Origin of the sequence: Streptomyces sp. NPDC046557, assembly GCF_040645975.1 — a bacterium.
In the GTDB taxonomy this organism is placed as follows: domain Bacteria; phylum Actinomycetota; class Actinomycetes; order Streptomycetales; family Streptomycetaceae; genus Streptomyces.
Genome location: NZ_JBEYZH010000001.1, coordinates 305194 through 324573, shown reverse-complemented (window position 1 = coordinate 324573; position 19380 = coordinate 305194). Strand labels below are relative to the sequence as shown.

Below are 19380 nucleotides of genomic sequence, written 5' to 3'. Positions count from 1 at the left end.
TCCCGGCGAACGGCTCGGCGATCAGCGACGACCCGGGGTGCGGGTCAGCGGCACCACGGCACCGTGTCGAGGTTCTTGACGTAGCGGGCGGCCACCCAGCCGTAGTCCGGGTCCTTCTTCGACATCTTCGAGGTCTTCTTCTTCAGGGACGCGCCGTCCCCGTCGCGACCGTCGTTGAAGTCGTTCCGGCCGTCTTCACGGCCGTCTTCACGACCGCCGTTCCAGGTGTCGCTTCCGTTGTTGTCGCCGTCGTTCCACTCGTCCCGGTCCTTGCGGTTGTCCAGGAAGTACCAGAGGTCGTTGCCGTTGACGGTCTCCCCGCGCTGCTTGCATTCGAGCGCGATCCGCGTGCCCGACTCGATCTTGCCCAGGGAGTAGGAGCGGGTGCTCGGCTTGCTGCGGATCGTGAGGCGACCGGACGAGACGACCTTGCCCCAGATGTGCCGGTTGACTTTGGCCTGCGGCTGGTGTACCGGGACCTCGGCCATCGGGTCCTCGTCGGCGATGGCGGCGCCCGCGCTGACGAGGCCGAGCACCAGGCTTCCGGCGGTAAGTGCGAGGACGGTCCTGGTGGGCTTCAGCATGAGCCGACTCCTCTACGAAGACAATCGCCCGACCGCGCCACGCGGCTCGGGCCGGCAACCAGGCGGTCGCCACGGACGACTATGGCGAGCAGACGCCTCGACACCCCGGCGGCGCACCGCCGTTTAGCCCGATTTGCCCAATGAGGCCGGTTTGGTATGGATGGTTGTCTCATGGGGTGATGTGCGGGGGAGCGGACTCCAGGAGGAACCCTTTCGGGGGACTTCCACGGCCGCTCGTGCCGGCTAGCATTCTCACAACTGCTTGTCGGGCAATCGCATATGCGATTGCCCGATCATGCGCGTCCCAGCGAGGAAAGGTCCTCTCATGCAGTTACGCAATGGTGTCGTGGCGAGCGAGATTCCCGGTGTGGTCTGGGTCAAGAGCAGTGCCAGCGTCGGCAACGGCAACTGCGTCGAGGTCGCGGCATTGGCCGACGGTGCCGTGGCGATGCGCAACTCGCGCTTCCCGGACGGTCCGGCCCTCATCTTCACGGCGGGGGAGATCGAGGCGTTCCTCGACGGTGTCAAGCGTGCCGAATTCGATCGACTGACCGGATGATGTCCAAGCCGTAGGCCAAAGCTTGGACGGGCGGGCGTCCACGCCCCATTCTGACGACTGAGATCCGCCCCGGTCACATTGGAGTTCCGCATGCCCGCGCTGCCCGAACCCCTGCCCGATCAGATGTCCGACCCCCTGTCCGATCCGTCGGGCAACGCCCTGCCCGACCCGCTCGCCCCGGTGCTGCCGTTAGAACGGGAGCAAGGGCGGGCGGCCGCCGCGCGGGTGCTGGGACAGGAACTCAGAGGGTGGCGCGAGGCCCGCGGGCTCACCCTGAAGGAGGTCGCCCCCGTCATCCGCGGATCGGTTTCGAAGGTCAGCCGGTTGGAGCGCGGCGAGAGCCCGCCGAAGGCGCGTGACGTCCTCGACCTGGCCCGCCACTACCGGCTGGACGACGCGGAGATGCGCACGGTCGAACGTCTCCTGGAACATGCCCAGGACTGCGAGTGGTACGAGCAGTACAGTGACGTGACCCCCACTTTCCTCAAGCGCCTGATCCAACTGGAAGGCGAGGCCCAGGAGATCTGCGTCTACGAGAACCTCGTGGTCCCCGGTATCCTGCAGACCCCGGCGTACGCCGGGCACATGGTCAGGGCCGTGATGCCCAGCGCCTCCCAGGAGGAGATGGAACGCGTGGTGCAACTGCGCACCCAGCGCCAACTGCGCCTGATGGAAGGCGAGGTCCCACGCCTTACGGTCCTGCTCGACCAAGGCGTCCTCCAACGCCGCTGCGGCAACGCAGAGGTGATGCGCGAACAACTGCGGCACCTGCTCCGCGCCGGGGACGTCGCCAAGGTCAACATCCGGATCTTGGAAATGTCCTGGGGCTACTCCGCGGCCCCTCCCTACCCCATCACCCACCTCAAGTTCGCCGACGGCGGACCGGGCGAGCTGGCGTACGTCGAGCACATCAACGGCGCCAACTACGTGACCCGCCCCCGCGCCCTGGACGACCACCGCAACGCCCTCAGCAACCTGCGCAAGGTGGCGGCGTCCCGCGAGCGCAGCCGGGAACTCATCGAAGAGGCGCTGCGGCAGTACCTGGACGCCTAGGGGGTGCCTGACGGATCAGGGTCGGAAAGGCCGGGCACCTTCCAGCAGCGGACGCAGCACGGCGTGAGCCCACCCGCCCAGCCGGGTAGGGGTGGTGGTGAGCAGGTCGCGGGGCTGCTCGGGCATCAGATCGCGTGATCCGGTGGTCATCCCGACGATGCCCTCCACCGCCGACGGTGACAGCCCGGTCGTGCGCAGCGCGTCGCGTGCCGCGTCGACACCGACGGGATCCAGCCGGATCGTGCGCCCGAGCGCCTCGGAGAGGATCCGCGCGACCTGGTGGAAGGTGAGGTCCTCCGGCCCGTGCACGGCCTGCACCACCCGACCCCGCCAGGTGTCGCCCAGCAACCGGGCCGCGACGATGTCGCCGACGTCGCGCGGATCGACCCACGGCATCGGCCGGTCGGGTTCGAACGCCGTGGTCAGGACGTTTCGGGCGAGTCCTTCGAGGTCGAGTAGCAGGTTGGTGAAGAAGTACGCGCACCGCAGGTGCAGCACGTCCGCTCCGGTGGCGTCGAGCCGCTCCTCGATCCCGGCCAAGGCGTCGATGTGCCCGACGCCGTGCCGCTTCTCCGCCCCGATGCTGCTCAGCAGCACCACCCGCTCGACAGCACCGGCCCGGGCGGCCTCCACCAACGGCGCCGCGGTCGTCAGCGAGGCGTCGATCGGATCCGGCGCGGTGTGGGGAGTGGGATCCACCCAGAAGACGGTCCGCGCCCCCGACACCGCCGCACGGACGAAGGCGGCGTCCGTCAGGTCGCCCCGGCGCACGTCGACCCGCGCGCGGGTCTCCTCGTCCAGACGGGCCGGTTCCCGCACCAGGACACGGGGGCGGGCGCCGGCCTGGAGCAGCAGCCGCACCACCCGCGACCCCACGTGCCCGGTCGGCGTGGTGACGACGACGGTCATCGGCCCGGCGGGAGGAGGCGGCCCACGCCGCCCCACTCGACCCAGTCCTTGGGCCGGAGTCCGCGCGGTGGCGGGGAGGCGTCGGGGCGCCAGTCGACCACGTCGACGAGGTCCGGTTCGAGGATCTCCAGACCGTCGAAGTAGTGACGCACCTCGTGGGTCTCGCGCACGCGCCCCCAGTGCCCGTGCGTGGTGACGTCCATCAGTCGGGTCACGTCGTCCCGCACCACCGGGTCGTCGCTGACGAGTTGGCAGATCACCATGAAGCTCCCCGGCGGCAGCAGGGCCGCCGTCTTGCGTACGACGGCGGACGGGGAGCGGTCGTCGTCCGAATCCGGGATGCAGTGCAGGACGGACACGAACAGCGCCGCGATGGGCCGGTCCCAGTCGAGGAACCCGCTGGTCGCCTCGTGGATGCGCTCGGTGTCCCGCATGTCCATGGGCAGCACCACGGTGCCGGAGTTGTCGTGCAGCGTGGTCTGGGCGTGCGCCAGGACCATCGGGTCGTTGTCGATGTAGGCGACCTTGCAGTCCTTGTCGATGCGCTGCGCCACCTCGTGGACGTTGTCCTGCGTGGGAAGGCCCGAACCGTGGTCGAGGAACTGCCGGATCCCGTAGTCCTCGACGAGGATGCGTACCACGCGGCTCAGGAACGCCCGGTTGTTGCGGGCCAGCAGTTGGGTGCTGGGTGCGATCTCCAGCAGCCGGGCGCATGCCTCGCGGTCGCTGGCGTAGTTCTCGACACCGCCCAGGAGCCAGTCGTACATCCGTGCGACGCTCGGGGTGTGCATGTCGATGAACGGCGGTTGGGACGGATTCGGCCCTAACTCCATGTGCCCTCCTTGATGGCCCCTCCAGGGCCCCCGGCGTCGGGGTGGCCCATCGTAGAGAGTCGCGGGGGGCGCGCGCCAGCCACTCCCGCGCCGGGGTCGGCCACGCCGTCGCGGGCCCCCTCGGGATGCGGACACCGGCCCCCGGCGCGACAGTGGGTGCCATGGGTATCGACGACTACGGCGGAGGTCCCGGGGCGGAACAGACCGGGGTCATGGTGGTGACGACCAACGACGCTCCCGGCTACCGGGTCGAGCGGGTCGTCGGAGAGGTCTTCGGGCTCACCGTGCGCTCGCGCCACCTCGGCAGTCAGATCGGCGCGGGCCTCAAGTCCATGATCGGCGGAGAGCTCAGAGGGTTGACCAAGACCCTCGTGCAGACCCGCAACCAGGCCATGGAGCGGCTCATCGAACAGGCCCGGGCACGCGGCGCCAACGCGGTCCTGGCCATGCGGTTCGACGTGACCGAGGCCGCCGACATCGGGACCGAGGTGTGCGCGTACGGCACGGCCGTGGTGCTCGCGCCCGAGACGGGCGCCTGAGCCCCGCGCCCGAGGCGCCCGGGTCCACCGCCCCCTTTCCGTTCCTCCGTAAGTCCATGACGGCGCTCCGCTTTGTCCATGGGGCCGCCCCGTCCCCGGTCCGCGAGCTGTCAGGTCAGTGAGCGGACCGCGGGGCTCCGGAGCCGTGCGGTCTTCCGTGCAAGGAAGCGCCGACTCCCGGAGGCCCGATGCGCACCCCCCTCTGGCCGGCCGCAGCCGCGGTCGCCGGTCTCATCGCCACCCTCGTCGTGTCCGTACCCGGACCCGTGGCCGCGGCCCCGGCGGCCGGGCCCCTGACGGAGACGGCGACGGCCCTCGGCCGGGCCCGCACCCCCACCACCTCGACCAAGACGTTCACCGCCGGGGCGGACGCCTGGACCGGCGTGCGGAAGGTCACCGGTGAGGACTCCCACGACGAGGCCGACCTCGTCCTCGACGACCTTGCCGTGGACGACCTCGGTACCGGCGGAGGCGGTGAACTCCTCGTCGCCCGGAGTGCGATGAGCGTCAAGGCCGTCGACAGTCAGGAGACGGCGGGCGAGAACGGCAGCGCCGGCAACGTCCTGGACGGCAGCGGCGCCACCATCTGGCACACCCAGTGGTACGCGGCCACCGCCCCGATGCCGCACGACCTCTCCGCCGACGGCGTCGACCGGGGCCCCGCGGCGGCCTCCGGGCGGTTCGCGGACAGCGCCCTACAGCAGGACGTCGCCTTCTCGCCCCGCGCGGCCCGGTACGTCAGACTCAAGGCCACGAGCGAGGTGAACGGCAACCCGTGGACCTCGATGGCCGAACTCAACGTCGGCTATCTGCCGTAGGGACGAGAAGGACGGGGCATCGGGATGAGTGCACATGAGTCGGCGGCAGAAGTGTTCGACGCGCTCGCGGGGCGCTACGAGGAGGCGTTCGGCCGGGTACCCGCCCAACTGGAGGCGCTCGACTGGCTCACCGGCCGGCTGCCCGCCGGGGCCCGCGTCCTCGACGTGGGCAGCGGCACGGGCCGACCCACCGCCGAGCGGCTCGCGGCGGCGGGCTGCGCGGTGACCGGTATCGACGTCTCGGCCGCGATGGTCACCCTCGCGCGCGAGCGGGTCCCGGACGCCCGCTTCGAGCAGGCGGACGTGCGCACGTTCACGCCCGGGGAGGACGGCTTCGACGCGGTGTGCGCCTTCTTCCCGCTGCTGATGATGGAACAGCGGGAGGTGGCGGCCTCGTTGGAACGGATGGCCTCCTGGGTGGCCCCGGGCGGGTACCTCGTCCTCGCCACCGTGCCCGGTGACATCGACGGCCTCGCCATCGAGTGGATGGGCCACCAGGTCACCGTCAGCAGCCTGTCCGCGCAGGAGTACGCGACCCGGATCGAGTCGGCCGGCCTGGAGCTACTGCACCTCGGCACGACCCTGTTCCACCCCGACGGCGGCCTCGCCGACCCGGAGGAACACCTCTTCTGCTACGCGCGACGCCCCGCCCCCACCACCGATTAGCGTCCCGCGTCGCCGACCGACTGCTGGGCGCGGAAACGGCCCGGTGCCATGCCGACCCGGCGGCTGAACAGCCGGCTGAAGTAACCGGGATCGTCGTACCCGACCCGGCGGGCGACCCCGGCGACCGGCAGGTCGGTCCGGGCCGGCAGCTCCTTGGCCCGGCTCAGTCTGATCCAGAGGAGGTACTCCTTGACGCCCTCGCCCGTGCTGCGCCGCACCGCCCCGCGCAGCTCCGGCAGCGGTATCCCGAGCCGCGCGGCGTGCTCGGCGACGGAGATCGGCAGCAGTGCGTCGCGCGCCAGGGCGTCCATCACGGCGTCGCCGTGCAGTGGTCCGCCGCATCCCCCCGGCCACCGGGTGAAAAGTTTTTCCGCGACATCGGCAACCTCGCGGACCCTCGCGCGTCGTGCGGGGTGTAGGGCGTGGTTCCGCGCCCTCGTCCCGACCGCACGACGTGGAGAACAACCGTGATGAACTTGAAGCGCGCCACCCTGTCCGCCGGCCGGGCGGCGCTCGTCACCGCAGCCGCCGCCGGGGTGGCCGTCGCGCTCGGCGGCCCGGCCCTCGCCCAGGCGGCGCCGTCCGCCTCCCCGACGGTCGCCCCGAGCAGCGCCCCGGCCCCCGCCACCAGCCTCCCGCCGACGGGCAGCGGCAAGCCCACCGCGGTCCCGAGCGTGAGCGCCAGTGGCATCCCGACGTCACCGGCCGGTGGCGGGCCCACCGCGGTCCCGAGCGCGCCCGCGGGCTCCGCGACCCCGACGGCCGCGCCGGCCGTCGGGAGCGGGACCCCGAGCGCCGCGCCGTCCGCCCAGCCGTCGGGGGTGACCGCCGGCTCGGAGTTGGCGCACACCGGCTCCTCGTCCACCACCGTGGCCCTGGGCGCCGGGGCCGCCGCGCTGATAGCCGGCGGCGCGGGCGCCCTGTACGCGGTGCGGCGCCGCACCGGCAACTGAGGACGTACGTGTTCCCACTCGCTCTGGCGGTGAGCCCCTGCGCGCCCGGCTTCGGCCGTGCGCGCAGGGGCTTGTGGTCGTTCCTGCTGCGCCGCGACGTGCCCGCGCCGGCCACCTCCGCGCAGCCGCACCCGTATCCGTTGCCGTACGAACGCCAGGGGTCCGGCGGCGGCCCGTCGCCCGCGCCCACCCTCACCGACCTGTACCACGCGCACCGGCTCGGCATGGTCCGGCTCGCGGTGCTGCTCGTGGACGACCCGGCCACGGCGGAGGACGTGGTCCAGGACGCCTTCACCGCGCTCTACCGACGCCACGGGGAGCAGATCAAGGGCGTCGACAACGCGCTCGGCTACCTGCGCACCGCGGTGGTGAACACCTCGCGCTCCGTGTTGCGCCGCAGGCGGACGGCGCGCGCCTGGATCCCGCCCGTGACGGCCGACGTACCCTCCGCGGAGGCGTCCGTCGTGCTCGACGAGGCACACCGGGAAGTGCTCGCGGCGCTGGGCCGGCTGACGCCACGGCGCCGCCAGGTGCTGGTGCTGCGGTACTGGGCGGAGCTGAGCGAGGCGGAGATAGCCGCCACCCTCGGGATCAGCCGGGGCGCGGTCAAGTCGAACGCGAGCCGGGCGCTGGACGCGTTGGAACGGATCCTGGAGGGACGGATATGACGCACGACGGCGAACGCCCGGTCGAACAGCGGCTGCGTCAGGCCCTGGGCGCACGGGCGGCCGCGGTGACCGTCCGCGACCTGCGGCCGGCCGATCCGCCGGGGGCCTCGAGGCGCGGGCCGGTGGCGGGGGTCTGGCTGCGGCGCCTGACGTGGTCGGCCGCCGGACTGGCCGGCGCCGCGGCCGCGCTGGCCGGGTACCTCGCTCTGGGGCCCGAGCAACGGCCGGTCCGGCCGGTGCCGCCCGCGGCGCCCGCCGAGATCTCCTCGCCGACGCCGAGCGCGCAGTCCCCCTCGCCGGAGCGCGGCGCGGTGCCTTCGCCGGCTCCCACGCCGACCCGGACGGGGCTGCCGACCGGGGGGACGACACCGACCACGGCCGGGCCCGCCCCGACCGGCAAGGGCGTCCCCTCGGCGTCGCCCTCGCGGCCCGCGCCGCCCACCACACCGGGTTCGCCCTCGATCCCGCCGGCCACGGGAATCGGACAGCCTTCGTCGACGCCCGGTGTCGGACAGCCCTCCACGGGGGACGGCGGGAAGCCGTAACCCCGCCCGCTCAGCCGACGGCGGCCGTGCGGGTGTTCCGCACGGCCGCCACCAGCGGGGCGAGCTCGGGAATCCCGGCCGCCGCGTCCAGCGCCTCGCGCAGGGCGGCGTCGTTCGTCGGACGGGCCTCGGCCAGCAGGGCCAGACCCGCCTCGCTGACGTCGGTGTAGATGCCCCGCCGGTCGGTGTCGCAGATGTAGCGGTTCAGCAGCCCGCGGTCCTCCAGCCTGCTGACCAGCCGGGTCGTCGCGCTCTGGCTGAGCACCACCGAGTCGGCCACCTGGTGCATGCGCAGGTGCCCGCCCGGTCCGCTGTCCTGGCGGCTGAGCACGTCCAGCAGCGAGTACTCGCGCACGCTGAGTCCGTGCGCCGCCTGGAGCGTCCGCTCGATGTGCGTCTCGATCCGACCGTGCAGGAGGGACAGGGCGCACCATCCCTGGGCGAGGGCGGTGAGTGCGCTGTCGGTGGCCGTCATGGGCCCCTCCTCGGGTGCGTCGTCCGGCTGCCCCTCCAGGATAGGCGACGAGCGCAATAGCCCGCGCTTGCAAATATCCCGCGTCTGCAATTAATGTGGGCGCACGTTAGCGGCGCCGGCAGCGCGTGCCCCGCTCCGGCGGTCGGGCGCCGCCACCGCACCACCCCCTCCCCGGAAGGCAAGCACCCCTCATGCCTCTCGCACTCCTCGCCCTCGCCATCGGGGCCTTCGGGATCGGCACCACCGAATTCGTGATCATGGGCCTCCTCCCCGAGGTCGCCGCCGACTACGGAGTCACCATCCCCACCGCCGGTTTCCTCGTCACCGGCTACGCCCTCGGGGTCGTCCTCGGCGCCCCGCTCATGACCGTCCTCGGCACCCGGGTCCCGCGCAAGCGGATGCTGATGCTGCTCATGGGCCTGTTCATCGCGGGCAACGTGCTCTCGGCGCTCGCCCCCGCCTTCGGCGTCATGCTCGCGGGGCGCGTCGTCGCCTCGCTGGCCCACGGCGCCTTCTTCGGGATCGGCTCGGTCGTCGCGGCCGAACTCGTCGCCCCGCACAAGAAGGCCGGCGCCATCGCCATGATGTTCACCGGCCTGACCGTGGCCAACGTGGTGGGCGTCCCCCTCGGCACCCTCGTCGGCCAGACCCTCGGCTGGCGCGTCACCTTCCTGACCGTCGCAGCGCTCGGAGTGCTCGGCCTGCTGGGCATCGCCAAGCTGGTCCCCGAACTGCCCCGGCCCGAAGGCGTCCGCATCCGCCACGAACTGGCCGCGTTCCGCGACGTACAGGTCCTGCTCGCCATGGCGATGACCGTCCTCGGCTTCGGCGGGGTCTTCGCCGCCGTCACCTACATCACCCCGATGATGACCGACGTCGCCGGCTTCGCCGACACGTCCGTCACCTGGCTGCTGGTCCTGTTCGGGCTCGGCATGGTCGGCGGCAACCTCATCGGCGGCCGGTTCGCCGACCGCGCGCTGATGCCGCTGCTGTACGTGTCACTGGGGGCGCTGGCCGTGGTCCTGGCGGTCTTCACCTTCACCGCGCACAGCAAGATCGGCGCCGCCGTCACCATCGTCCTCATCGGCGCCCTCGGTTTCGCGACCGTACCGCCGCTGCAGAAGCGGGTCCTGGACCAGGCGGCGGGCGCCCCCACCCTCGCCTCCGCCGTCAACATCGGCGCCTTCAACCTCGGCAACGCCCTGGCCGCCTGGCTCGGCGGCCTGGTCATCGCCGCCGGACTCGGCCTGACCGCCCCGAACCGGGTCGGCGCCGCGCTGGCCGCCTCGGCGCTCGTCCTCGCCCTGGTCTCGGGCGCGCTGGAACGGCGTACGGGCGCACGCGCCGCCGCCAGCCGCGTCGTGACGGGCGCCGCCTCCCGGGGCGAAGCCGTCCCCGCACACCACTGAGCCCGTCCTCGACCGCCCCGACGTACCGGTCCACCGGGAGATCCCCGTGTCCGCCACCCCCACCACCCCCGCCACCCCCACCGCCCCCGCCGCCACCGTCCCCCTGACCACCGAGGACGCCGAAACCCTCCTCGACGCCGCCCGTGGAGCCGCCGAAGCCGCCGGAACCACGGTCAGCGTCACCGTCCTCGACGCGGGCGGCCACCTCCTCGCCTTCCGCCGCGACGACCGGGCCGTCCTGGTCTCCGGAGAGACCAGCACCCGCAAGGCGTTCACCGCCCTCCAACTGAACGCGCCCACGGCCGAGGCCGACGCCGTCCTGGCCGGCCTCCCCCTCCACACCCTGCCCACCGCCCTGGACCGGCCGTTGCTGTTCATCGCCGGCGGACTGCCCGTCCACCGCGCGGGCCGTCTCGTCGGCGCCATCGGGGTCGGCGGCGGCGCCCCCGCCCAGGACCACGAATTCGCCGCCGCCGCCCTCGCCGCGCTCGCCTGACCCGCCCCGCGACCGGGCGCCCGGTCGCGCCACACCGTTCCCCGTGCCACGTTGGTACGGGGAAAAAACGGTGCATCATGCGAGAGACCGGGCAGCACAGGAGGGTCCACGCCATCGCGACGGCAACGGTCGCCGCGCTGGTCACCCTCGCCGTTCCCGGATGCGCGGGCGGTGGCCGGGGCGAGGCCCGCGCCGCCTACCCGTCCGCCGCCACCGCCTCCGGGACGACCACGACGGCGCCCGCCCCCTCACCCACGGCGCCCTCGTCCTCGTACCCCCTCTCCACGGCCCCGCACACCATTCCCGCCGTACGGGAGCACGCACCGGCCCGCGGACCCGGCTGGAAACCCGCCTCCGGCGCCCGCGTGACCATCGCCCCCACCGACCGGGCGGCCCTGACCGACGAGGCACGCCTGATCGCCGGCGAACTCGGCCTCGGCTTCGCGGAGTCCACCGATCCGCACCCCGGCGACGTGCAACTCGCCCTGGACGCCACCCCGTCCGGGAAACCGGAGTCGTACACCCTCACGGTCCAGGGCGGCCGGGTCCGGATCAGCGGCCACGACGAGGCGGGCGTGTTCTACGGGACCCGCACCCTCAAACAGGAGATACGCACCGCCGGTTCTGCCCCCGAGGGCACCGTTCGCGACGCCCCCGACCGGCCCCAGCGCGGTCTCAACCTCGACATCGCCCGCAAGAACTTCACCCCCGACTGGATCGAGGCCAGGCTCCGCGAGATGGGCGACCTCAAGCTCAACCAGCTCGGCCTGCACTTCTCCGACGACCAGGCGTTCCGGATCGAGTCGGACACCCACCCGGAGATCGTCTCCACCCCCCACCTGACCAAGGCCGAGGTACGCCACATCACGGCGCTCGCCGGCCGCCTGCACATCACCGTGGTCCCGGAGATCGACTCGCCCGGCCACCTCGGGGCGGTGCTGCGCGCCCACCCGTCGCTGCAATTGCGCGACGTACAGGGCCGGGCCGTCAAGGGCGCCGTCGACATATCCAATCCCGCCTCGGCGAAACTGGTGGACGAGCTGCTGCGCGAGTACCTGCCGCTGTTCCCCGGCGGGGCCTGGCACCTGGGCGCCGACGAGTACCAGGCGCTGGTCGTCCGCGACCCGCAGGCGTCCTTCCCGCAGCTCGCCCGTGCGGCGCGGCAGCGGTACGGTCCCACGGCCCGCGTACAGGACCTGGCGACGGGCTGGCTGAACGACCGGGCCGCGGTCGTGCGGCCCTCGGGCAAGGCGCTCAAGGCGTGGAACGACGGCTTCTTCGCCGGCGGAGTGGTCGCGGCCGCCCCCGACCTCCAGGTCGAATACTGGACGGGCAAGGAAATCGGCGCCCGGCCGCCGCTCGACTACCTGGGGGCCGGCCGCAAGGTGGTCAACCTCAACGACGAGTACCTGTACTACGTGCTCGGGGAACCGAACCAGTTCACGTACCCGACCGGCCGCCGTATCTACGAGGAGTGGACCCCGCTCGTCCTGCGCGGCACCACGGCGGTGCCCGCGCGGTACGGCACGCAGATCCTTGGGGCCCGGCTCGCCGTCTGGTGCGACCTGTCAGGCGCCCAGACCCAGGCCCAGGTGGCCGACGGGATACGGATGCCGCTGGCCGCCCTCGCCCAGAAGGTCTGGGACGCCCGGACCCCGCAGCTCACCTGGACCGCCTTCCGGGCCCTCGCGGACAAGCTCGCGTAGCCGCCGGCCGCGGGCACGCGACTTCGCGTTCAGACACACCGCTAGGGGGTATCGCGCCGGACCGTGCGGTCCCGCAACTGCCAGCGCCGCCTGATCCACTGGCCCAGCAGCGGCAGGGTCGTGAACACCGTCACGATCCAGGTGGCGGCGAACGCCCAGATCAGCGGTTGCGACACGGTCACCGAGGCGGCCACCAGCAGGGCGATGGTCAGCGCCCCGAGGAGGCAGGCCGCCACGGTCTGATGCCGGCGGTGCACGGAGCGCAGCCGGCGGTCCAGGGAACGGTCACCCTTGAGTTGGGACTCGATCGCCGAGAGGGCTCGCCTCTCGCGGTCGGAAAGTCCGGCTCCGTCCATCACGACGTACCTCCGCGGGCTGCCGCCGTCGGGCGCGGCCGCAGTCTCTGACCTGCGAATACCCGGCCTGACGCGGGGCAATCCCGAGGAGGGCGCCGTGGTTGCCGGCGTCGGTCACCAAATGGAGTCGACCCACTCCGGGTGGTCGATGAAGGGGTTCCGGTTGTGCTGGTAGGTGTCGAAGATGACCTGGTTGCGGCGCTGCTCGAAGGCGTCGGGCGGATCCATCTGGTTCCACTGCTTGAGCACGCTGATCCGGCCGATCGCGGGCGCCGTGCCGTTGTTGACCTTGTCGTTCGGCTCCAGGTCGGGGAAGCCGTCCCCGCCGTCGTAGCGGACGGCCATGTAGAGGAGCATCCGCGCCACGTCCCCCTTGACCGCGTCCCGCGGCTCGAAGGAGTCGGAGTCGGTGTAGCTGCCGGGGGCCTCGGCTACCGGGCTGCCACCCGTGTCGAAGTCCTTGTTGCCCCGGGTGCTGTTGACCGTGACGTCCTCGGGCTTCAGGTGGTGCAAGTCGGTGCCGGGACCGGTCGCGGTGCCGAAGTCGCCGTGGCTCTTGGCCCAGACGTGCTCGCGGTTCCAGTCGTCGGGGTTACCGCCGTTGGTGTTCTTGGGCTGGGAGCGGCCCGAGTAGACCAGGATGACGTTGTTCGGGTTGGCCGGGTCCTGGTCGGTGACCTTCAGGGCGTTCCACACGCCGTCGTAGGTCACCGTGGTCTGGTTCTTGATGATCCCGTGGAGCGCGCTCTTCAACGCGGCGCCGGTCTTGCCCTGGGCCGCGGCGTAGTAGTCCGCGGTGGTGGCGGACGCGACGGCGTGGGGAGCCGCCGCCGTCCGCTGCTGTCCGGCCGAGGCGGTGGCCGGTATGAGGGCGAGGGCGGCGGCTGCGACGCCGGCCGCCCAGGGGGTGAGGCGGGACAATCTCATGACGTGGGGGTACCTCTCCACACGCACCGTCCCCGCCGGTGCAGTTGGCGGGGTGTCAGGTGGCAGAGCGAGGCTCACATTGTCATGTATCCAACAGATGAAGACCATGTGTCGGGAGGGAGTGGCCGCCCGCGGCGTTCGACCGGCGTCGACCCCGGCGCCGGGGTCGACGGCCGCGGGACGGCCCCAACGTCAGCTGCCCGAGGTGACCTGCGGCGCCGGCTCGTACTTGTAGTTGGCCGGACCGAAGTTCTTCTTGACCGCCGCGGCCCAGGATCCGTCCGACACCATCTTCGTCAGCGCGGTGTTGATCTTCCGCTGGAGGGCGGTGTCGCCCTTCTTGAGGCCGATGCCGTAGTTCTCGTTGCTCAGGTTCAGTCCGAGCAGCTTGAACTTGCCCTCGTTGCCCTTCATGGCCGCGTACCCGGCCAGGATCGAGTTGTCCGTCGTCATCGCGTCCGCCTGGTTGTCCTGTAGCGCGACGACGCAGTCCGAGTGGCTGCCGAGCTCCAGGATGCCGGCCTTGGGCGCCAGGGTCTTGCGCACGTTGTCGGCGGAGGTGGAACCGGTCACCGCGCAGAGCCTCTTGGTGTTGAGGTCCTCGGCCTTGGTGATCGTCGTGTCGTCGGACCGTACGAGCACGTCCTGGTGGGCGACGAAGTAGGGGCCGGCGAAGTCGACCTTCTCCTTGCGCTTGTCGCTGATCGAGTAGCTGGCGACCACGAACTTGACCTCGTTGTACTGGATCAGCAGCTCCCGGTCGGAGCTGTAGACCTGCTTGAACTCGATCTCGTTCGGCTTGTAGCCCAGTTCCTTCGCCACATACGTGGCCACGTCGACGTCGAACCCGGTGAAGGTGCCGTCGTCCTCGCGCATCCCGACTCCGGGCTGGTCGAACTTGATGCCGATCGCCAGCGGCTCCTTGGGGTTGTCCCCCGTGCACCCCGAGGCGGTGGCGGCGAGGGCGATCACTGCGAGGACCGCACCGGCCTTGGGAACCTTCATGCTGCACTCTTTCCTGGGGTCCGCGGATCACGCGGGGAGCGGGGGCGTACCGGGTGCCGGGTGCGACACGGGTACGGGGTCGGTGCGCAGTGCCGGGCACGTGCGGAACCACACGGTCCGGAGGGCACGTGTATGAGGAAGCTAGGAAGGCGACGGGCGCAGCGTCACTAGATCTGAGGGAAATTTGAGGATAACGATCCGGCTCGGCCGAAGATCCTGCGGTCCGTCAGGGGTGGGGCGCGCGAAGGCAGATGGTCATTTCAGGCGATATCGGAACGATCCGGCAGGATTTAGGCAAATGCCTCATGACCGGGCGATGGGGAGGTCTGCCGCCTCTTCGGCCGGTATCGTGCGTTCCGCCGCCGTGATCACCGGTACGTGACAGCATGGCCGGGGCACATCCGGTGAGCGGAGGGGGAGTTCTGTGAGCGGAGTACGCAAGAGCCTGGCCAAGGTGGAGATAGCCCTGCGCTGGGATCCCAGCCCGGCCGGCACGCCGGCGCACGACCTGGACATACTGGCCGCCGTGTACGGCTCGGCGGCCCTCTACGGGGATCCCGTCTACCTCGTGCACTTCGGGAGCCGCGCCCCCGACGGCACGATCACCCTCGACCGGGAGAGTGGGACCGGGCAGGGGCTCGGCTTCGACGAGGTGATGACGCTCGAACTGAACCGACTGGCCCCCGAGCTGGGCCGGGTGGTCGTGGGCGTGGTGATCCAGGACCCCGGGCCCGAGGGCGCCCGTACGAAGACCTTCGCCGGCGTGGCCGGTACCGGAGTCCGCGTACGGGAGGGGTACCACGACCTGGCCGCGTCCGATCTCGCGGAGGTCGGGGGGTTCAGTGCCGCCACCGTCGCCGAGTTCCTCCGGGATCCCTCGGGCGGCTGGTCCCTGGACGCCCGGCCGCGCGGCTTCGACGCCGATCCCGAGCAGTACACCCGGCTGATGGCGGCGCCCCGACCCTGACGCGTGGGGGCCGGATCCGCTCAGATCGGGCGGCGGCCACTCGTCGCGCGAGTGACCGCCGCCCGGTCCGGGTGGCGCGCTGCCGCCGTCCCCACGAGGCAGCGCGGGCAGGTCTCCGTCCGGTCATCGGGGACGGTGGCCCGCCGGTCTAGGGGGTGGACTCCGCGGTGGTGTCCAGGGTGATGCCGAGCGAGGGCAACAGGGCCGCGTCCACGAAACGCACCAGGTAGTCGGAGTCGGCGTACCGCCCCTCCAGAACCGGCCTGATCCGCATGACGCCCATCAGCTGCGCGGGCAGGAACTCCACCGCCGGGTGGTCCGCCGTGATCTCGCCGCGCGCCACGGCCCGCGCCACCATCGCGTCGAACCCGGCCAGCTCGGGCTCGACGAGCGCCTCGCGCAGCGCCGCCTGGAGCTCCTCGTCGCCGAGCACGGCATGCCCGAGGGCCTGGCTCAGTCGGGTGTCGCGGCCCGAGGTGCCCGCCGCGATCCGGGCCGCCTCGCGCAGGTCCCCCGCGAGGGTGCCGGTGTCCACGGCGGCGAGGGTCCCCTGCCGGTTCGCCCGTAGGGCGGCGGCCACCAGCCGGGGCTTGGTCTTCCACTGCCGGTACAGCGTGGACTTGCCGCAACAGGCGCGGGCGGCGATGCCCTCCATGGTCAGGGCCTCGTAGCCGTGCTCGCGCAGCTGGTCCAGGACGGCGTCGTAGAACTCCTGCACCCGCTCCGGGCTGATCTTGGAGCGGCGCGCGGAGGCCGGCGCTGTCTGCGTCATGGGTGCGGCCCTCCTCGGCGGCGTGGTCCTGGGATCGAGTGTACGGCTACGTCAGCGTATCGGTACACCGGCGTATCGATACGCCAATGTATCGATACACTGGCGTGTCGATGTGTGGCGGCCCGACCGGACGGGCTCCGGCCGACCGCCCGCCGAGTAGAGGAAGCGAGACCGTGGGATGACCACCGAGACCACCCCCGCGGAGCCCCCCACCGGTCCACCCGGACGCGGGCGGGAGCGGCGCCGGCTCCTGCGCGAGCTGCTGCTCGTCGCGGGGCTTTTCACCGTCTACAAGGCGGGCCGAATGCTCTCGACCGGCCGCACCGACGAGGCGTTCCGCAACGCCGCCCGGATCTGGGACGCCGAACGCACGCTCCGCCTGCCCGGCGAGGGGGCGGTACAGCGGCTGCTGCTGCACGGCGACACCCTCATACAGACGGCGAACGGCTACTACGCGGCCGTCCACTTCCCCGCGACCGTCCTTTTCCTCGTCTGGCTCTACCTCCGCCGCCCCGGCCACTACCTGTGGACCCGCCGCGTGCTCGCGGTCCTCACCGGAGCCGCCCTCGCCCTCCACCTGGCGTTCCCGTTGGCGCCGCCGCGCATGCTCGACGTGGCGGGGCTGGTCGACACCGGTCAGGTCTACGGGCCCACCGTGTACCGGGCCGCGCCGGCCACCGACACCCTGGCCAACCAGTTCGCCGCGATGCCCTCGCTGCACTTCGGGTGGGCACTGATGCTGGCCCTCGGCATGATCGCGGCCACCCGGTCCCGGTGGCGGTGCCTGTGGCTGCTGCACCCGCTGGTGACGCTGCTCGTGGTCGTGGGCACGGCCAACCACTACTGGCTCGACGCGATCGTCGCCACCGTCCTGCTCGGGGTGGCGCTGCTGCTCGTCCCGCGGCCGGTCGCGGGCGTGTCCCGGGTCGCCGCCGGGTCCCCGGCCGGTGCGCCTGCCATCGCCGGGCCTGCCGGGGCCGGGCCTGCCGGGGCCGCGCCTGCCGGGGCCGGGTACCCGGAGGTCGAGCCGCCCGTGGCCGCCGTCGCGGACGGTGGGCCTTCCGTGGGTGGGCCCTCCAAGGGCGGGTCCCTCGACGGTGGATCCCCCGACAGCGGGGCCCTGCCGGGGCCGCGCCGGAGCGAGCCCGCCGCCGCGGCCGCCGGGAGCCCGCGATGAACGCCACCGCCCTCGCGGTCGCGCTCTGCCTCGCCTCCGCCGTGGCCTACGCGGCGGCCGCCGTCGCCCAAGAGCGCCTCGCCCGCCGCGCCGTCGCCCGCAGCGCCGCCGCGCTGCTCGGCAGCGGTGCCTGGTGGTGGTCGGCCGGGTTGAACGCCGCCGCGGCGCTGCTGCACGCGGCCGCCCTGCGCTACGGGCCGCTCACCCTGGTCCAGCCGCTGGGCGCACTCACCCTCGTGGCAGCCGTCCCCCTCGGGGCGCGCGGCGCGGGGCGCCGGGTCGCTCCCACCGAGTGGCGGGGCACCCTGGCCACCGTCGCCGGGCTCGGCCTGCTGCTCCTGCCGGCGTCCGGGCCGGCCCCCGACGACACCCTCACCCTCGCCGAGGCCCTCGCCGTCTCCGGCGCGACCGCCGCCGTGATCACGCTGCTGACGCGGGGCGATGTCCGTTCCGGCCTGCGGCACGCCACGGCGTCCGGCCTGGCCTCCGCCGCGGCCTCCGCGCTGACCCAGACCGTGGCGGTGGCGGGCGGCAGGGGAGGGGCGCTGCTCAGCGGGCGGGTGGTCACGGTGGCCCTGCTCGTCGTGGTCTTCGCCGTCGGCGGCATGCTCCTGTCGCAGCGGGCCTACCGGGGCGGCCTGGGGGCCCCGCTCGCCGTGGTGAACCTGTCCAACCCGCTCGCGGCCGCGGCCATCGGCATGGTCCTGCTCGGAGAACGGCTCCAGGGCGGCGCCGTCGGCATCCTGCTGGCCGCCGCCGGCGCCCTCGCCGCGGCCCGCGGGGTGCTCCTGCTGACCCGGACGAGCCCCGGCGACCGGGTGGTCGAGCGGGTGACCGAGCCGGTTCGCGTGACCGCCGCCGCACCCGCGGGCCGGGTGTCGGCATGACCGCGCGGTTGACCGGTCGTCCTCCGCCTCCGCCTCCGCCTCCGCCTCCGCCTCCGCCTCCGCCTCCGCCGCGCTGCCGGTCCGCGCCCGAAGGGGCTGACCTCCGCCGGAGAACCGATCACGCCCGGCCGGCGTCCTCCTCCCTGAGTAGTGGGCGCGAACGAAGCGGAGTGAGCGGCATGGGCATCATCGGTTGGATCATCCTGGGACTGTTGGCGGGCGGCATAGCCAAGCTGCTGCTGCCCGGCCGGGACCCGGGCGGACTGATCGGGACCACCCTCATCGGCATCGCCGGGGCCTTCATCGGTGGATGGCTGTCGGCGAAGTTCCTCGACCGCCCCATCCAGAACCAGTTCTTCGACGCCGCCACCTGGGGCTCGGCCATCGCCGGCTCGCTCGCCCTGCTGATCGGCTACCGTCTCCTGTTCGGCAACTCCCGGCGCTGACGGCGCGCCCCGGCCCACGTCCACGCCTCCGTCTACGCCGGCAGCGCGCGACACGGAACTACGAGGAGCCGGAACGAGATAACCGTCACGCCGATACCCACCGCCGACCTGTACGACCGGCACCGAGAGGCCCTCGACCTGTGCACGGCGCCGCTGCGCCGGACCGGCGGCCGCGCGGTGTTCGCGGGACCCGTGCGCACCCTCTCCTCCCACGAGGACAACGCCCTGCTCCGGGAACTCGTCAACACGCCGGGCGAGGGTGCCGTGCTCGTCGTGGACGGCGGCGGCTCCCCGCGCACCGCCCTCGTGGGCGACCTCATCGCGGGCGCGGCGCGGCGCAACGGCCGGGTCGGACTGATCATCAACGGCTCGGTCCGCGACAGTGTCGCGCTCGGCGAACTCGACCTGGGCATCAAGGCCCTCGGCACGATCCCGCGCAAGAGCGGCAAGACGGGCGCCGGCACCGTCGACGAGCCCGTCACCTTCGGCGAGGTCACCTTCCGTCCCGGTGACACCGTGTATGCCGACGACGACGGGGTGGCGGTCCTCCCGGCGGGCTCGGCCACTGCCTGACCCACCTGGCACCCCCCGAGGGGCGGTATCCGGCCAGTACCGCACCGCGCACCCTGG

24 protein-coding genes and 1 pseudogene are annotated in these 19380 nt (G+C 72.5%); 15 read left to right on the top strand and 10 right to left on the bottom strand.

Annotation, left to right across the window (positions count from 1 at the left end):
• Window positions 1-44: 44 nt before the first annotated feature.
• Window positions 45-584, bottom strand: a complete 540-nt coding sequence (locus ABZ934_RS01605) for a hypothetical protein (protein ID WP_361307362.1) — start codon at window positions 582-584, stop codon at window positions 45-47.
• A 325-nt stretch (window positions 585-909) separates the two neighbouring features.
• Between ABZ934_RS01605 and ABZ934_RS01600 the strand changes: the two genes are divergently transcribed.
• Both ABZ934_RS01600 and ABZ934_RS01595 read left to right on the top strand, forming a co-directional pair.
• Window positions 910-1143 carry a DUF397 domain-containing protein gene (locus ABZ934_RS01600; RefSeq protein WP_361307360.1) on the top strand — a complete coding sequence of 78 codons (234 nt, stop codon included), beginning with the start codon at window positions 910-912 and terminating at the stop codon, window positions 1141-1143.
• Between the two features lie 90 nt (window positions 1144-1233).
• Window positions 1234-2196, top strand: a complete 963-nt coding sequence (locus ABZ934_RS01595) for a helix-turn-helix transcriptional regulator (RefSeq protein ID WP_361307358.1) — start codon at window positions 1234-1236, stop codon at window positions 2194-2196.
• Between the two features lie 15 nt (window positions 2197-2211).
• On the opposite strand, the gene ABZ934_RS01590 is transcribed toward ABZ934_RS01595, so the two are convergent.
• Both ABZ934_RS01590 and ABZ934_RS01585 read right to left on the bottom strand, forming a co-directional pair.
• Window positions 2212-3105: an NAD(P)H-binding protein gene (locus tag ABZ934_RS01590; protein ID WP_361307356.1), complete on the bottom strand. Its 894-nt coding sequence runs from the start codon at window positions 3103-3105 to the stop codon at window positions 2212-2214.
• Window positions 3102-3938 (bottom strand): SAM-dependent methyltransferase, encoded by an 837-nt coding sequence (locus ABZ934_RS01585; RefSeq protein WP_361307354.1) that lies wholly within the window; start codon window positions 3936-3938, stop codon window positions 3102-3104. The genes ABZ934_RS01590 and ABZ934_RS01585 overlap by 4 nt, the downstream gene beginning before the upstream one ends.
• A 161-nt stretch (window positions 3939-4099) precedes the next feature.
• Between ABZ934_RS01585 and ABZ934_RS01580 the strand changes: the two genes are divergently transcribed.
• The 3 genes from ABZ934_RS01580 to ABZ934_RS01570 all read left to right on the top strand — a co-directional run bounded on the left by ABZ934_RS01580 (window position 4100) and on the right by ABZ934_RS01570 (window position 5961).
• Window positions 4100-4477 (top strand): YbjQ family protein, encoded by a 378-nt coding sequence (locus ABZ934_RS01580; RefSeq protein WP_361307352.1) that lies wholly within the window; start codon window positions 4100-4102, stop codon window positions 4475-4477.
• 188 nt (window positions 4478-4665) lie between these two features.
• Window positions 4666-5295, top strand: coding sequence for a hypothetical protein (locus tag ABZ934_RS01575; RefSeq protein WP_361307350.1), 630 nt, complete (start codon window positions 4666-4668; stop codon window positions 5293-5295).
• A gap of 24 nt (window positions 5296-5319) precedes the next feature.
• Complete coding sequence (locus ABZ934_RS01570; protein ID WP_361307348.1) at window positions 5320-5961, top strand: class I SAM-dependent methyltransferase; 642 nt, start codon at window positions 5320-5322, stop codon at window positions 5959-5961.
• Here the strand turns inward: ABZ934_RS01570 and ABZ934_RS01565 are convergent.
• Window positions 5958-6284: pseudogene (locus tag ABZ934_RS01565) on the bottom strand (helix-turn-helix transcriptional regulator); the annotation flags it as partial. The gene ABZ934_RS01570 and the pseudogene ABZ934_RS01565 sit on opposite strands and share 4 nt — an antisense overlap.
• A gap of 147 nt (window positions 6285-6431) precedes the next feature.
• Between ABZ934_RS01565 and ABZ934_RS01560 the strand changes: the two are divergent.
• Window positions 6432-6914: an LAETG motif-containing sortase-dependent surface protein gene (locus ABZ934_RS01560; RefSeq protein WP_361308659.1), complete on the top strand. Its 483-nt coding sequence runs from the start codon at window positions 6432-6434 to the stop codon at window positions 6912-6914.
• An 8-nt stretch (window positions 6915-6922) separates the two neighbouring features.
• Window positions 6923-7582, top strand: coding sequence for a SigE family RNA polymerase sigma factor (locus tag ABZ934_RS01555; protein WP_361307346.1), 660 nt, complete (start codon window positions 6923-6925; stop codon window positions 7580-7582).
• Window positions 7583-7619: 37 nt separating this feature from the next.
• On the opposite strand, the gene ABZ934_RS01550 is transcribed toward ABZ934_RS01555, so the two are convergent.
• On the bottom strand, window positions 7620-8057 hold the full coding sequence (locus tag ABZ934_RS01550) for a hypothetical protein (RefSeq protein ID WP_361307344.1): 438 nt from the start codon (window positions 8055-8057) through the stop codon (window positions 7620-7622).
• 80 nt (window positions 8058-8137) lie between these two features.
• The gene (locus ABZ934_RS01545; protein WP_361307342.1) at window positions 8138-8602 is read right to left on the bottom strand and encodes a MarR family transcriptional regulator; all 465 of its coding nucleotides are present in this window, start codon (window positions 8600-8602) and stop codon (window positions 8138-8140) included.
• Between the two features lie 191 nt (window positions 8603-8793).
• On the opposite strand from ABZ934_RS01545, the gene ABZ934_RS01540 reads away from it, so the two are divergent.
• From ABZ934_RS01540 to ABZ934_RS01530, 3 genes are all read left to right on the top strand, one after another.
• On the top strand, window positions 8794-10011 hold the full coding sequence (locus tag ABZ934_RS01540; RefSeq protein ID WP_361307340.1) for an MFS transporter: 1218 nt from the start codon (window positions 8794-8796) through the stop codon (window positions 10009-10011).
• Between the two features lie 46 nt (window positions 10012-10057).
• Complete coding sequence (locus tag ABZ934_RS01535; RefSeq protein ID WP_361307338.1) at window positions 10058-10507, top strand: heme-binding protein; 450 nt, start codon at window positions 10058-10060, stop codon at window positions 10505-10507.
• 77 nt (window positions 10508-10584) lie between these two features.
• Complete coding sequence (locus tag ABZ934_RS01530) at window positions 10585-12213, top strand: glycoside hydrolase family 20 protein (protein WP_361307336.1); 1629 nt, start codon at window positions 10585-10587, stop codon at window positions 12211-12213.
• Window positions 12214-12254: 41 nt separating this feature from the next.
• On the opposite strand, the gene ABZ934_RS01525 is transcribed toward ABZ934_RS01530, so the two are convergent.
• The 3 genes from ABZ934_RS01525 to ABZ934_RS01515 all read right to left on the bottom strand — a co-directional run bounded on the left by ABZ934_RS01525 (window position 12255) and on the right by ABZ934_RS01515 (window position 14501).
• Window positions 12255-12569, bottom strand: a complete 315-nt coding sequence (locus tag ABZ934_RS01525; protein WP_361307334.1) for a DUF3040 domain-containing protein — start codon at window positions 12567-12569, stop codon at window positions 12255-12257.
• Between the two features lie 114 nt (window positions 12570-12683).
• Window positions 12684-13496, bottom strand: coding sequence for an endonuclease (locus tag ABZ934_RS01520; RefSeq protein ID WP_361307332.1), 813 nt, complete (start codon window positions 13494-13496; stop codon window positions 12684-12686).
• A gap of 192 nt (window positions 13497-13688) precedes the next feature.
• A complete protein-coding gene (locus ABZ934_RS01515; protein WP_361307330.1) occupies window positions 13689-14501 on the bottom strand; it encodes a glutamate ABC transporter substrate-binding protein in 813 nt (270 codons plus the stop codon).
• 424 nt (window positions 14502-14925) lie between these two features.
• Here ABZ934_RS01515 and ABZ934_RS01510 point away from each other — a divergent pair, with 424 nt between their 5' ends.
• On the top strand, window positions 14926-15468 hold the full coding sequence (locus ABZ934_RS01510) for a TerD family protein (RefSeq protein WP_361307328.1): 543 nt from the start codon (window positions 14926-14928) through the stop codon (window positions 15466-15468).
• Between the two features lie 148 nt (window positions 15469-15616).
• Here ABZ934_RS01510 and ABZ934_RS01505 read toward each other — a convergent pair whose 3' ends face one another.
• Window positions 15617-16240 carry a TetR/AcrR family transcriptional regulator gene (locus ABZ934_RS01505; protein WP_361307326.1) on the bottom strand — a complete coding sequence of 208 codons (624 nt, stop codon included), beginning with the start codon at window positions 16238-16240 and terminating at the stop codon, window positions 15617-15619.
• Window positions 16241-16418: 178 nt separating this feature from the next.
• Here ABZ934_RS01505 and ABZ934_RS01500 point away from each other — a divergent pair, with 178 nt between their 5' ends.
• The 4 genes from ABZ934_RS01500 (at window position 16419) to rraA (ending at window position 19323) form a co-directional block, all read left to right on the top strand.
• Window positions 16419-17417: a phosphatase PAP2 family protein gene (locus tag ABZ934_RS01500; RefSeq protein WP_361307324.1), complete on the top strand. Its 999-nt coding sequence runs from the start codon at window positions 16419-16421 to the stop codon at window positions 17415-17417.
• Entirely contained in the window at window positions 17414-18304 is an 891-nt protein-coding gene (locus tag ABZ934_RS01495; RefSeq protein ID WP_361307322.1) for a hypothetical protein, read from the top strand. The genes ABZ934_RS01500 and ABZ934_RS01495 overlap by 4 nt, the downstream gene beginning before the upstream one ends.
• A gap of 179 nt (window positions 18305-18483) precedes the next feature.
• Window positions 18484-18750 carry a GlsB/YeaQ/YmgE family stress response membrane protein gene (locus ABZ934_RS01490; protein ID WP_361307320.1) on the top strand — a complete coding sequence of 89 codons (267 nt, stop codon included), beginning with the start codon at window positions 18484-18486 and terminating at the stop codon, window positions 18748-18750.
• 78 nt (window positions 18751-18828) lie between these two features.
• Entirely contained in the window at window positions 18829-19323 is a 495-nt protein-coding gene (rraA, locus tag ABZ934_RS01485) for a ribonuclease E activity regulator RraA (protein WP_361308657.1), read from the top strand.
• The last annotated feature ends 57 nt before the right edge of the window (window positions 19324-19380 follow it).